Below are 14,263 nucleotides of genomic sequence, written 5' to 3' on the forward strand. Positions count from 1 at the left end.
TCAATTCCACGGCTGTTGGTCGGCAGCAAGGGCGCGATAACCGCCCATTCCTCGTCGGTCAATTCATGACGGCGCATAGCAATCTCCTTTTCTGGAGATTGAATCACATACCAGCACCAACATGAACCCCGTTATGGGGACACGGCCTAAGGCAGATTTTGGGGCCGGTGTAGATGTGAGTTAGCTCTTTCTTGAGGGCTCGATCAATAACCAACGCGACGGACATCGCTCTTAATTGCCTGGTATTTTATTACGACAGCCAAGTTCCGTGCGGCGGTCAGGACCAAGATTCGGCCGAGGTTTTCAGTTGAGTTACAGTGAACCCGTTTACGCTAGGTCGCCAATATGTTTGATACTTTCGTGTGCCGATAAAATATTACTATTTTCGCCGCGCTTATGGAGAGGCAATATGCGTAATCTTTGTACAGAGCAGATCAGCGAATACATATGGACATATTCTCACGCTTTCGGAAAGATTTATGCTGATCGTCTAAAGCTTCTTTCAAATGGAAATATTTTTGGTTATCAAAGTCATCATCTCTCATCTTGGAGTTGGGATGGAAATGAAATCTCATTCTACGACGTTCATGGTAATAAGTCGGCCCAATTACGACGCACGGCGGAACCTCTCCTTGCATTTCAAGGCCCCTTAGTTGGCAGGTCGAGCATTGCATTGCGCCTCGAGGCGATCGGCTCCGGAAACTTTATTCCTATGCGTCCTGGTACTAAACAGCATTTGGGGAAGGAAATTGAAATTTACGGCTGGTCAATTGGTGACCATACCTATGGCCATCCAAAAGTAGCTGATGGAGGCTACGCCAATCTGACTATTGGCAAGTTTACCTCGATCGGCCCGGATGTCCTTATTGTGCTTGCGAATCATGCCTATCAGTCTGCGACTACTTATCCCTTTGCAGCCTTGTCGAGTTTTTGGCCATCAGCACCGAGAGACCATCGGGATCATATATCAAAGGGCGATATTGTAATTGGTAACGACGTATGGATTGGCGGTCGAGCCACAATCTTATCTGGTGTTTCTATTGGAGACGGTGCGATCATAGCGGCAGGGGCGGTCGTCACGCGCGATGTTCTACCTTATGAAATTCATGGAGGGAATCCTGCACGATTTATTAAGCGCCGACATTCTGTCGAAGTGGCAATCGCGCTTCAGAACATTGCGTGGTGGAATTGGACAGAGGAAAAAATAGACAAATTCCTTCCATTAATCTTATCCGAAAACGTGAAAGAGTTTATCGCATGCGCCACTTCAGTATGATCAATATTGAGAACATTGGTAGTTGACGCGACTGTACTTTACGACCGCTCAGGCGGGATATGTCTCAGTGGTTGTGAATCGAAAGAAATATTGATGAGGTCGATTCTCTGTCGGTTCTCTTGGTCTGATCGAATTCAATTATTGCGGGAATTGTGAGTTCGCGTTTCAGAATGAAATGATCTCGAATTGCGACGCTTTTTTCTATCTTTATCGCGTGATCTCATTAAGCGCTTGCGCAAGTGCAAGGCACCCGATATTTCATGATGACTTCGAAATACACGTTGGGGTTAGGTTAGATGGAAATGCTATGTACGAAGCAATGGCGCTGGACTAGCTTCTAACGCGATTTGTTATTTATATGGAGTCCGGTAAGTATTATCGTAGATAATGCTTCCAGTTTAAGGCAGATTGCGCCAGTATAGGTTGATTTTACCTATTTCGTGCGCCATAATTGGATAATAAAGCATGACGCTTTTCGCTAATAAAGATGCACGCTGGCAGGCAAGTTTAATTAAAAATTCTCCTTTTTTTGATAAAAATTTCTACGCAAAATCCATACGCGGGGAAATTAAAGGTGACTATGCTGCCCATTATATCAGAAGCTGGAAGAAATTAGGCGTAGAGCCGTCAAGGTTTTTTGATTCAAATTTTTATTTGGGCATATATGAGGATGTAAGACTCAAGGGAACTAACCCCCTTCTTCATTATATCTTGCATGGATGGAGTGAAGGGCGGGCGCCGTCCCCTTTGTTTGATAGGGCAGGTTTTCTGGCCGCGCATCCGAATATAGATCCAACAAAATCGGATCCTGCAGCGTGCTGCCTCATGCTCTATGGCGGCTATCAATGGAATACGAATACTTTGTCATCGGGCGCTGCCGCTTATTCCGTTACTGCGTTAATGGAGGAAATGGAGCCCGAAGTGGAGGCCAAATGCCAAGAGTATTTTGATTCCAGCTTTTATTTATCGATGTATCCGGACGTGGGCAGAGCCAGTGCTAACCCGTACTGGCACTATATGAATTTTGGGCATCACGAAAATCGCAATCCGTCGGCAACCTTTGACACTTTCTTCTATAAGAAAACCTACCTGTCTGAGAGCCCGCAGGCAAATCCGTTGGTGCATTTTGTCTCGACTATAGGTGAAGGCGATCGAAGAGTACGTCCCGAAAGCTCTCTGGTATTGTCTCCAGTAGTATCTCGCTCCGGCCAGGCTCCAAGCATTTGTGTTCACGTTCATTGTTATTATCCGGAGCAGCTTGGAGAAGTGTGTAAGGGAATACTAAATTTCCCTACGGGTGTGCATGTAGTTTTTACCGTTTGTAGCGAAGCGGATAGGGTCTTTACTGCTAATTATGTCGCGCGATATTTAGATGGAATAGAAGTAGACGTAGTGGTTGTTCCGAACAGAGGTCGAGATATCGCGCCATTTCTTGTTGGATCGGCCTCAATATGGCGAAAATTCGATCTAGTTCTACATATCCATACAAAAAATAGCGGACACATTACTTGGGGTGTGCTCTGGAGAAGGTATCTTTTTGACCAACTTATTGGGAGCAAAGAGGTCGTTAACGCTGTCGTCGAAAAATTTACTGTGGATGCTAAATTAGGGGCGCTGTATCCAGAGAATTACTACGAGATAAAGAAATTTACGCTCTCCAATCCAAATATTGAAAATGTCGATAATACTTTACAATTTCTTGGGCTGGACGCTTCTCAAGCAAAAATGGATGATTTTGCAGCTGGTTCGATGTGCTGGTTCCGCTCGAAGGCGTTGGTACAATTACTTGAATCAATAAAAAGCGTGGACCTTTTCGAATTAGAGGAAGGGCAGGTCGACAATACATTCGCCCATGCTCTAGAGCGGGTTATCCCTGTAGCGGTAAAGTCCGCTGGTTTCGATGTAAAATCTTATTCAACTCCCGTTAGAATCTCTCTTGGTACCCCATTGCCTGCACCCGTTCGTGATCAAAGCGGTACTACCGCGGCGGACAAGTGGCCACGAGATACGCCGCGGGCAGCTTTACGTCCGGTGCTTCCTTTGGGACCTAAGAGCAACGTGTTTAACGGTATTGCGTTGGATATCCATTGGGTTATTCCGAGCTTTGGAAAAGGGGCGGGAGGGCATATGACGATTTTTCGAATCGTCAGATTCCTTGAGCAGTTTGGCCATCACCAAACACTTTGGCTGCAAGGGGCAACCAATATGCCAAGCGAGGAGTCCGCGCGTCAGAGAATCAGTGATTGGTATCTACCTATCGGTCCGCGCGTTAACGTTCTGTTTTTACCAGACGACGTTCGTCAGCTTTCGGGTGATGTTCTTATCGCTACAGATTGCTGGACTGCATTTCCCGTGAGTCAGGCGACCTCTTTCAAGGAGAGGTTTTATTTTGTTCAGGATTATGAGCCTGACTTTCATGCAGCCGGTGCAAATCAACTTGTGGCAGAGAGCACATATAATTTTGGTTTCTCAGCTCTGTGCGCGGGAGCGTGGCTGGATAACATAATGAAAAGTAAGGGTATGTGGTCGCGCCGCTGGGATCTATCTGTCGACCACGATATCTATTTTCCTGCATCAAGATTACCAAGTTCTGGCACGAATCAACGGCGCGAAATACAGATTGCGTTTTACGCACGACCATACACACCTAGACGGGCTGTTGAGCTGGGTTTTGCAGCACTTGAACAACTGCATGCCTCTGGGACACGTTTCAAAGTTCACCTCTTTGGTGAAGAGAACGTCGATGTCACGTATAATTTTCCCTATGAGCAACATGGGATTCTCAATCACGATCAGCTAGCTGAACTGTATCGAAGCTCGGATCTTGGTCTAGTATTCTCTGCGACAAACTATTCCCTTATACCGCTCGAAATGATGGCTTGTGGCCTTCCTGTTATAGAGCTTGATGTCCCCAGTACGCGGGCCATTTTTCAGAACGGAGAGGTTAAGTTCGCTTTACCTACTCCCTACGATATAGCTTCAGCGGTAGTGGATTTGATCGATAACCCAGAAAAAATCGATGCTCAGGTGGAGAGAGGACTGGAGTTTATTAGGGGCGTCTCTTGGGAGCAGAGCGCACGTAAGGTTGAGGCTGCTCTGAAGGAGCGACTCGGTGAATTGGGCTTCACCGACGTGTCGGAAAAGCTATTGGAGTCGCCGGTAATTATAGAAAAACCCCGAGTTTCTGTCTTTATCCCTACGCACAATGCAGGATCCTCTTTTAAGGATGTGTTGTCTGCGCTATCCCACCAGAAATGTGATTTCAAATTCGATGTATTAGTTATCGATAGCGAATCCACAGATAATACGTTGGAGATAGTGGAGCAGTTCCGCCATAAAAATGTGAGGTTCAGTCAGATTCCAAAGGCTGAGTTTCAGCATGGGCGAACCAGGAATCTTGGAATATCGATGACTGAGGGGGACCACGTTGCAATTTTGACGCAAGATGCATTACCAGTAAATGACACTTGGTTGGCCTCTCTCATTCATGGCTTTAGTTTCGGCCCCAAGATTGCTGGCGTAACGGGAAGGCACGAAGCTTATCCACAACACGGCGCATTTGTTGCACGCGATATCAAGGCGCATTTTGATAATCTGGCCCTTTTGCCAAGGGTAATCGACTCCAATCTGGGGCTTCCAAGTTTCTACTATCCGGGGAGTATTGCATGGCGAATGCTTGCCTATTTTTATTCAGATAATAATTCGGCGATGTCCAGGGCCGTTTGGAAACACCTTCCTTATCCGGAAATTGAATGGGGCGAAGACTATGTATGGGCATCGCTTGCTCTCAAGGCGGGATTCCAAAAGGGATATGTTGATGACGCAGTTGTCTATCATTCACATGATTTCCCGGGCGCAGTGCTCTTGAAGACTGCCATCACCGAGGGAAAATTTTGGGCTCAGGAGTTTGGGATTTGCCTTTATAATGATGCGAAAGCAGCTATAACCCAAGCGAACGAAAGAGATCGATCGTTTGCAAGGGAAAAGGGTATTAGCATGTCCGCGCTGAAGCAACGTCTTAAAGCGAACGAACTGCTGATCAAAGGGAGGGTTCAGGGTTGGGCGGAAAATATTCCCTGAGTTGTTAAACTGCTGCAATTCATGAAAACAGATCGAGACGTGAATTTTCACGTTGGATAACGAAATTTGTGTGGTGTACTATGTTTAAATCGCCAGTAATTCTGGGTATTTTTTCTCAGAAAAACATAAGTAATATCAGTCTTGAACAGGCATTTTCTAATTCAGGTAAGAATACTGGAAATCTTTTTTTTAGTGAAAGCTTGTATCGTAATTTGGAAGGTGCCTCCATGGGGCATCTTGGTTTTACTCAAGAAAGTATAGAAGACAAAGATTGCATTGTGCTTGCCGCCGCGAATTGGTTGGATTCGACTACGGATTTTAGTGTGCTCTATGAGCGACTGAAGAAAACTAAAAAAGCCGTTGTTATTGTTGGGTTGGGCGCTCAGTCTTCGCTGAATTCTGAGATTCCTGTCCTGAAGGAAGGAACGGTGAACCTCCTAAAATTGATTGCGGAAAGGTCGGCCTTAATTTCGGTAAGAGGCGAATTTTCAGCTACTGTGCTTGAGAGATATGGGATTCAGAATATAGCGGTTACTGGATGCCCATCATTGTTGCTTTCGGGTTCGGCGGCGCCCACTTTGAGACCCTTCAATAGAGAGCGAAGGGATCAAATCGTGATTGGAGCAACACGGCATGGATTTGAAAGTGCTGATTTACTTCAGCTCCATCTATATCGACAAGCTCTAAAATTCAGTTTGGACCAGGTCCTGCAGTCTGAACTCGCGGATATGTATTTCTCTTTAGGTCGGTTGAACAATCAGGATATTTTGGCTCGATCTTCTATCCTTGTCCGAGCGTTGTATGGCGATAGCGAAAGACGTGTTACTCAATATCTTTCTAGGAAAGCTCACGTTTTCTTCGATGTGTCGGAGTGGCTGCAATTTATGAGCACTCGATCGCTGTATGTTGGCACAAGATTGCATGGAGCGGTTGCGTCCTTACTCGCAGGAACGCCGGCGACACTTATTGTTCATGACTCCCGAACTCTTGAATCAGCTCGTGTGCTCAACATCCCCTATGTTAGAGGTGATGAGATTGACCTCCGAAAGGATATCGATTTTTCTAGGTTCTACGATGCGGAGAAACTTGAAATTTTTTCAAACGGTTATAGAGCATATAGAAACAAATTTAGAGACTTCTTCAAAAGAAATTCTTTGTCGTGCTAAGGAATGTTCGGCTAACTCAGTTGCTCGATGGGTACAAAGCTAAACGCGATGTTGCGCGAGACATTAGGGCGCGCTAACACTACGTTCGAATGGTCGCAATAATAGAAGCATAGAGCTCGCAAAGGGGGCTCATAGCTATTCTTCGTGAGATTAAGCGATAAGAATCTGTCGACATCTGTTGTTTATTGAGGGCTTATTGCCGAATGGCTCGATCTGCATCCGCTCCAAAGCGTCATCCGCTCATCAGTGCTCTAATTACTAAACGAGATGTGATGAACGCCGTGATTTTGCGCGACATGCGTACGCGGTTTTTTGGTCACGGCTTAGGTTTCCTTGTAGTGCCCCTTTGGCCCTTTGTTCATATGTCTATACTTATCATTATTCACTCTGTAACGGGAAGGGTTCCTCCATATGGAGATAGCACTCCCGTTTTTTTTGCCACGGGGCTTATCCCCACGCTAGTCTTCGTATATGTTTCCCGATTTATGGTCTTTTCGCTTATGCAGAATAGACCAATGCTGGCGTTTCCAGTTGTACAGGTCTCCGATATAGTTATGGGCCGCGCATTTCTCGAGATTTTAGCGGCATTTGCTACTCTTGGACTAATATTCGTTGTTTTATGGGTTATGGGGCAGAACCCTTTTCCAAATGATATGGAATGGGCTGTCTGTGGTTATTTGGCTACTTTATGGCTGGCTTTTGGTGTTGGATATTGTGTTGGCATCATGTCTATGTTTTTCCCAATGATAGTCACTGCATATAATTTGACCGTTATAATTGTATATATCACATCTGGGTCATTATTCGTTGCGTCAGACTTACCGCTGAGCGTCTCATATTATCTATCATTTAACCCGGTCCTTGAATGCGTTGAATGGATGCGCGCTTCGTTCTACGAAAACTATAGCGATAAATTGGTCAGTCCCTTATACGTACTTTCGTTTGCTACAATTTCTCTTTTGTTGGGCTTAAGCTTGGAACGCTGCTTTAGAAGAACAATGCTTGAAGGGAAATGATTCGGATATGGTATAACCGCCCCTTTCCAATCAGCTCAACTGGTCAATGCAGCTAATGAGAATGTTCGGCATTAGGTCGGCGTGATTATTATTCGCGTCACCTCGGGTGCTATATCGATGACGGCGCCCGCTTCGACTTTCACCTCAATGCGGATGCGAGAACCGATAGTTACCCGCAGGACATCGGTTTCTGCATTGACGCTAATGTCGTCGCCAAACGTTGAGCCGACCGCAACCTCTTCAAAACCATTGCCGGAATCAAGAGTGATCCTTGCTTCGCAAGCCGTTTGGTGTGCGCTTTTCATATGAATGCGGCAGTTTATTTTGCACTCTGTGACGCCTGGTGGAGTGACGAACTCGCCCACTTGGTCAGCCACTTTGAAATCTATTCCTAGTGCGGTCGCTTTAGGGTCTGGTATGAAAGGCATGATCTGCCATTTAGATACCGCTAACTGGTAGGCATCTGTAATAAAGCCTTTCGTCGAGATATCATCATCGTATCCTTCCCACGTGATGCGTTTGTGCAAAGGACTGTTTGTAAAGCGATACATAGCCAAAACGGTTGCTCTACCCTTTAAATCGCGTTCTGATCTATTTTTTGAGATCACAATGTCTTCCGCACCGTTCACCCCGTTATCCGTGACATCGAGAAAGACCGTCCTCTCGCTAGCAAGGTTCTCTGCGATGTTACCATTGCGAACAGATCCAACTGTTTTGATCGCGGTTTTATTGATTGTTGATTTATCCATGCCGCTGAAGAATTTATTACGCGCGATGGTGAGTGCTGGGCAATTTTGAACGAATATGTCGTTCTGGTCGGTGTTCGCCTTAATATCCTTCCGAGCATAGAGAAGGTTGTCGACAATATTAACTTGACTATAGCCCTCTATATGGATCGCTTCATAACAGGCATTAATATGCGACAATGCTACTTCAATATACGGAATCCCCACGGGGGCTGCTTGAAAATACACTCCGTGACCAACACGAACGAAAGTGCCTCCGTGCAGCCTGAAACCCTCAAGGCTACCGGCGCCATCCGATCGACACGCGTAGGCGAGATTATACATGTAGGTATTGGTCATGGTGACATCGTTAGCCGCTGCCAGCACCAATCCTTCTCCCTGAGGATCGGCGGTCGATAAACCATTGAACCAGCACCCGATGATTTGGCCAGTTCCTTTGTTTCTAATCTCTAGACCTCGGGAGAAAAAATTCTTGTCATCTGGGGAGTTAGAGCCGAAACCTACATCTTCGATTGCAAAACCTTTACCTATCGTCGCCTTTGCCCATTCAAGTTTTAGCGCGGTTCCTTGGTTCTCGCGCTGTGGCAGGAACGATATGCCTTTAAATGAATATTGCGAGCCGGCGCCTCCATTAAGAGATATCCCGACGCCATCGCAGCGGATAGCCGTAGACGCCATTCCTTCTCCTGAGATTGCGATTCTTACAACATCGTTGGTCGTCACCTCAATCGGCGCGTCAATATCGTGCGGCGCCCCTCCAGGTAATTGAATGTTAATGCCCGTTCCAACTGCTTCTCGAACTGCATTTTCTAGTTTGGCTCTGAATGAGGACCCCTGGAAGTCCAAGACCGACCAGCTTGTCTTCTGGTCAGTCCGTATGGATGGAGTTGGAAATGAATTATCCTGGGCAATAGCTCTAGAGGTAAATGCTGTAACGGCTAACCCCTGAATAAATGCTCTTCGACGCATGGGTACTATCCCTGTGTGGTCAAACCAACGTTGCGTACACATCTAGGGCAACTTATCGGAAATTATATGTCCACTACGGATTTAAATTTACCGGAACATTCCCAATGCCCTGATTGAACTGCCCGCTTGACGTGCCCCCGGAAAATTCCAGCCCCCGCTGGCCCAAAATCTGGCAGCACCTCATAACGACGGGGCGAATTCTCTCCATCATGTTAGCGCGTTTTCTACACCAGTGCCCATCTCAAATCGAAGATCAAAAATCCCTTCAAATAGCTCTAAGCGATTTCCTTTTAATTTTTGCGTGTTTTTATTTATGATTCCAATCAACCTATAATATTATTATGATGGGCGAATATTAAAAGTCGGATGAAAATCTAATTTGCTTAATGTAAGTTGTCATCAGCGCAGCATCAGCAAGACATTTTACATTGATATTACGATAATGAATGATGGTGGTGAATTTCTATGCCTAGAATATTTATAAGAGTGGAAGTGATGGGCGACGACCGGTTGTCGGAGGGAACCGTGGCGAGCAACATTCTCGCTGCGATCCTTCAAAATGGTGCAGTCGATTCCAAACACCAAAAAAGCGGCTTGTTGCAGTTGATAGAGGTGTCTTTGGAAATCCCGCTCTTGGAAGGATCGCCTGAAAATAAGTCCTTAGAAAAGCGCTCCGGGAAACCCGATCCGGCCTCCTTCACCATCAGAACGCAATCATAGCTTGTTTGTTGTTGTGGGAGATCCTATCGCTGGCGGACCGAATACGGCGGTCTAAGGTGAGCGGGTGAAACACTTAGAGGAGCTGGGGGCTGAAAAGCCCGACTTCGACGAGCGGTTTCCGATTTGACGCTGGATAAGATAATTTTGGCGAAGGCTGCCAATGGAAACTTCTAAGCCCCATCGTCGTCGCGCTTGTGTGGATCGTGTTGTCGAGGAGCTGGGCGTGTCCCAACGGCGGGCCTGCGGGGTTCTTGGTCAGCATCGTTCCACCTAATGCAAGATCGCCAAAACACCCGATGATGGTAGGCCGGAGTAGAAATCGATCCAGTGAATCGATTTCCCGGCGAACGCCGTGACCGCCGACATTACGGCACTCGCACTCCAGTATGGCCGATATGGCTATCGACGCAAGCTCTCACGATTGCCGAAGCTATGTTCGGCTTGTCGCCATGTCCAATGCTATCCAAAAATGTAAAGATAAATGATTTTAATGGCCGTTTTGCCAACACCAAACCGGTATACCTCGGCCCTGATCATATAGATGCATCTTCGCTTTGCCCGTCAAAATTTCACAACATACGTCACCCCAACACTCATTCTAGACACCCCAGCCTAATTTCCGCTACTCTCCCGTCCGACCGCAATCACCCCGGACACATAAATCCCCATGAAAATCGATATCCAGCCCACCCAGCCAGACACCGATGATCGTCCTTCGGGCGCTGGTCATGGTCGTCTTGGCACGCGGTTGCGGCTTGCCAGGCAGACGCTTGGGATGACGTTGAAGGCGTTGGCGGTGGCGGCGGATTGTTCGGAGAGTTTGCTGTCGAAGATTGAAAACGGCAAGGCGTCGCCCTCCTTGCCGATGCTGCATCGGCTGGTGGAGGTGCTGGGCACGAATATCGGCTGGATGTTCGAAGAGGCGGATGGCGATGAGGGAATTGTCTTTCGGGCGGGAACGCGCCCGCTGATCGGGCTTGATCCGCTTCGGCGCGGTGAAGGCATCTCGCTTGAGCGCATCATCCCCTATTCGCCGGGGCATCTGCTTCAGTGCAACATTCACCATATCGAGCCCGGCGGAGAGAGTGCAGGGCCCATTCAGCATGCCGGCGAAGAAGTCGGCTATCTGCTTGCGGGCTCGATCGAGCTGATGGTCGGCGAGAAGACCTTCAAGCTTTCGATCGGCGACTCCTTCGTGTTCCGGTCCGAACTGCCGCATTGGTACAGAAACGTCGGAACAACACGCGCCAGTATATTCTGGGTCAATACGCCGGCGACATTCTGATCGTCCGACAGGATCGATCCGGAAGCTCCACGACTTTCCGGCATGCGCTACATCAAGTAAAATTCAAGAGACTTGACAACCATTCAAGTCTCTTGAATTATGCCCTCGCTGATAATGCCAATGAGCCCGATCACGGGCCTTTCCGCAAGGGGAACACATATGCGCCTTTCCAGATTTGCAGCGGGTTGCGCTGCAGCCGCAGCTTTGACGTTTGCTTTCGGCTCCGCATCCGCTTCCGCCGAAACCTTCGCGCTGGTGACTATCAACCAGCAGGCTCTCTTCTTCAATCAGATCAATGACGGGGCCAAGGCCGCGGCCAAGGCTGTTGGAGCCGATCTCGTCATTTTCAACGCCAACAACGTGCCGAGCGCGCAAAACGACGCCATCGAGAATTACATCACCCAGAAGGTCGACGGCATCATCCTGGTCGCGATCGACGTGAACGGCGTGAAGCCGGCTGTCACGGCGGCCAAGAAGGCCGGCATTCCGGTCATCGCCATCGATGCGCAGATCCCAGATGGCGACAATATCGCCTTCGTCGGTGTCGACAACACCAAGGCCGGCGGCGACATCGGCAAGTTTTATGCCGATTACGTCAAGAGCAAGATGAGCGGTTCCGCCAAGATCGGCGTCGTCGGCGCGCTCAATTCCTTCATCCAGAACCAGCGTCTCGACGGCTTTAAAAAAGCAGTCGCAGACAGCGGCGAGAAGGTGACCTTTCTCGACACCGTCGACGGCCAGAATGTCCAGGATGTCGCGCTCAGTGCCGCCGAAAACCTGATGACGGCCAATCCGGACATGACGACGCTTTACGCGACTGGCGAGCCGGCGCTTCTTGGCGCGGTTTCGGCCGTGACAAGCCAGGGCCGCACCGGCGACATCAAGGTGTTCGGCTGGGATCTGACCAAGCAGGCGATCGAAGGCATCGACCAAGGCTGGGTCACCGCGGTCATCCAACAGGATCCGGCCGGCGAAGGCAAGGCCGCCGTCGAAGCGCTTGACAAGGTCAAAAAGGGTGGGACGATCGACAAGATCATCAATGTTCCGGTGACGATCGTCACCAAGGACAATGTCGATAAGTTCAAGGACATGTTCAAGTAAGCAGCTCGCATGTGCGACCGTGGCCGTTGAGCGGCCACGGCTCTCGCGACATCCGCATAGCAGACTCTTTTCAGGTGGAAACGCCATGAACGACGACATCTACCGCGTCAAAATGACCGGTATCTCCAAACGCTACCAGACGATCCAGACACTCGACAATGTATCGCTGACCCTGAAGCCTGGCGAGGTTCTCGGCCTCGTCGGTGACAATGGTGCCGGCAAGTCGACCTTGAGCAAGGTCCTGTCCGGGGCGGTTATTCCCGATTCCGGATCCATCGAAATCGATGGCAAGACGGTGAGCTTCGCATCCCCCGCCGATTCACGCGCGGCTCGTATCGAGATGGTCTATCAGGACCTCTCGCTCTGCGACAGCGTTGATGTGGCCGGCAATATCTTTCTCGGCCGCGAGCCGCGGCGCCACCTGCTCGGGCTTCCGTTTCTCGACAACAGGAAGATGCATGACGAGGCGCGTGACATGCTCGACCGGCTCGGCATCGTCATAGCCGACACGCGGCTGAAGGTGGAAAACCTGTCCGGCGGCCAGCGTCAATCGATCGCGATCGGCCGGGCGGCATCGTTCAACCCTTCCGTTCTGATCATGGATGAGCCGACGGCGGCACTCGCCGTCGCAGAAGTCGAGGCCGTGCTCGATCTCATCAAGACGGTCAGCGCCCGCGGCGTCAGCGTCATTCTCATCACCCACCGCCTTCAGGATCTGTTCCTCGTCTGCGACCGCATCCAGGTCATGTATGAAGGGCGCAATGTCGCCGAACGCAGAATTGAAGACACCAGCATCGAGGAAGTCGTCAATCTGATCGTCGGTCGCAAATTCCAGGCACGCTCGGCCGGCCATCGCCAAGACCAGGGAGCCCAGGCATGACGACATCCTCTTCCACGGCAAATGTGCCCGTTGCGGCGGCACCGCACTCGCGCATCCACAAGAGCAGATGGCGCGACAAAGTCCTGAGCAATGGCAGCATCATTTCGATTGCGCTGTTCTTCCTCGTCGTCTGCGTCTTCTTTTCCTTCTATACAAGCGCCTTCCTGACGGCCCCCAATCTGCTGAATGTCGTTCGACAGTCGGCACCGTTGCTGATCGTTGCCGCCGCTATGACATTCGTCATCACCACCGGCGGAATAGACCTTTCCGTCGGGTCGGTGCTTGCCTTGGCCGCTACCCTTTCTGCGGCAGCGCTGCAGGCGGGTATCGCCTGGCCGCTCGTCGTCGTGCTGATGTTGCTTCTCGGCGCTGCCGTCGGTGCCTTGCAGGGCTTCTTCATTGCCTATGAGCGCATTCCGGCCTTCATTGTCACGCTTGCGGGGCTTTCGGTCGTGCGCGGCCTGGCTTTGCTGATTACCGCTGGCTATTCCATCCCCGTGGATGCGGAGAGCCCGTTTACGGCAATCGGCAGGGCGTGGTTTATTGGCGTGCCCGTGCCGGCGTTGATCGCGCTCCTTGTCCTTGTCCTCGCCTATATCGTGTTCAATCAGACGCCTTTCGGCCGTTATGTGACCGGCGTCGGTGCCAATGCCGAGGCGGTGCGCCGCGCCGGCGTCAACACCCGCTTCGTCACCCTCTGCGTCTATATGCTGTCCGGTACGGCGGCGGCCCTTGCGGGCATCATTCTCGCGGCTCGGCTCGGCTCGGGATCCTCCAATTCCGGCCAGGGTTTCGAGCTTGACGTCATCGCCGCGGTGGTTCTTGGCGGCACCAGCCTGTTTGGCGGGCGCGGCACGATCCTGGGTACGGTTCTTGGTGCGCTGACTGTCGCCGTCATCGCCAATGGGTTGATCCTTGCGCATATGTCGCCGTTTCTCACGCCGATCGTCACCGGCGCCATCATCCTGATTGCGATCTGGCTGAACTTTCGCATCTTCAAGGGTGCCGTCAGGAGCCGATGAAG

Annotated in this window: 10 protein-coding genes and 1 pseudogene; 10 read left to right on the top strand and 1 reads right to left on the bottom strand. The window is 49.8% G+C overall.

The genetic code is table 11. The features are described 5' to 3' along the window. Positions 1-409: 409 nt before the first annotated feature. The 4 genes from AB6803_RS00005 (at position 410) to AB6803_RS00020 (ending at position 7,538) form a co-directional block, all read left to right on the top strand. Positions 410-1,276 (top strand): CatB-related O-acetyltransferase, encoded by an 867-nt coding sequence (locus AB6803_RS00005; protein ID WP_371106928.1) that lies wholly within the window; start codon positions 410-412, stop codon positions 1,274-1,276. 465 nt (positions 1,277-1,741) lie between these two features. Next, the gene (locus AB6803_RS00010) at positions 1,742-5,356 is read left to right on the top strand and encodes a rhamnan synthesis F family protein (RefSeq protein WP_371106929.1); all 3,615 of its coding nucleotides are present in this window, start codon (positions 1,742-1,744) and stop codon (positions 5,354-5,356) included. Positions 5,357-5,436: 80 nt separating this feature from the next. Further along, complete coding sequence (locus tag AB6803_RS00015) at positions 5,437-6,522, top strand: polysaccharide pyruvyl transferase family protein (RefSeq protein ID WP_371106930.1); 1,086 nt, start codon at positions 5,437-5,439, stop codon at positions 6,520-6,522. A gap of 272 nt (positions 6,523-6,794) precedes the next feature. Beyond that, positions 6,795-7,538, top strand: a complete 744-nt coding sequence (locus tag AB6803_RS00020; protein ID WP_371106931.1) for an ABC transporter permease — start codon at positions 6,795-6,797, stop codon at positions 7,536-7,538. Positions 7,539-7,609: 71 nt separating this feature from the next. Here AB6803_RS00020 and AB6803_RS00025 read toward each other — a convergent pair whose 3' ends face one another. Beyond that, on the bottom strand, positions 7,610-9,253 hold the full coding sequence (locus tag AB6803_RS00025) for a hypothetical protein (RefSeq protein WP_371106932.1): 1,644 nt from the start codon (positions 9,251-9,253) through the stop codon (positions 7,610-7,612). Positions 9,254-9,748: 495 nt separating this feature from the next. Here AB6803_RS00025 and AB6803_RS00030 point away from each other — a divergent pair, with 495 nt between their 5' ends. The 6 genes and pseudogenes from AB6803_RS00030 (at position 9,749) to AB6803_RS00055 (ending at position 14,261) form a co-directional block, all read left to right on the top strand. Next, positions 9,749-9,973, top strand: coding sequence for a hypothetical protein (locus AB6803_RS00030; RefSeq protein WP_371106933.1), 225 nt, complete (start codon positions 9,749-9,751; stop codon positions 9,971-9,973). 24 nt (positions 9,974-9,997) lie between these two features. Further along, a pseudogene (locus tag AB6803_RS00035) lies at positions 9,998-10,244 on the top strand (IS3 family transposase); the annotation flags it as partial. A gap of 396 nt (positions 10,245-10,640) precedes the next feature. Beyond that, positions 10,641-11,258: a cupin domain-containing protein gene (locus tag AB6803_RS00040; protein WP_371106934.1), complete on the top strand. Its 618-nt coding sequence runs from the start codon at positions 10,641-10,643 to the stop codon at positions 11,256-11,258. Between the two features lie 159 nt (positions 11,259-11,417). Next, the gene (locus AB6803_RS00045; RefSeq protein ID WP_371106935.1) at positions 11,418-12,359 is read left to right on the top strand and encodes a substrate-binding domain-containing protein; all 942 of its coding nucleotides are present in this window, start codon (positions 11,418-11,420) and stop codon (positions 12,357-12,359) included. A gap of 85 nt (positions 12,360-12,444) precedes the next feature. Further along, the gene (locus AB6803_RS00050) at positions 12,445-13,239 is read left to right on the top strand and encodes an ATP-binding cassette domain-containing protein (RefSeq protein ID WP_153363581.1); all 795 of its coding nucleotides are present in this window, start codon (positions 12,445-12,447) and stop codon (positions 13,237-13,239) included. Beyond that, a complete protein-coding gene (locus tag AB6803_RS00055) occupies positions 13,236-14,261 on the top strand; it encodes an ABC transporter permease (RefSeq protein WP_371106936.1) in 1,026 nt (341 codons plus the stop codon). Before AB6803_RS00050 ends, AB6803_RS00055 begins: the two co-directional genes overlap by 4 nt. Positions 14,262-14,263: the final 2 nt, after the last annotated feature.

Origin of the sequence: Rhizobium sp. RCC_161_2, assembly GCF_041355235.1 — a bacterium.
Taxonomy (GTDB): Bacteria; Pseudomonadota; Alphaproteobacteria; order Rhizobiales; family Rhizobiaceae; genus Rhizobium.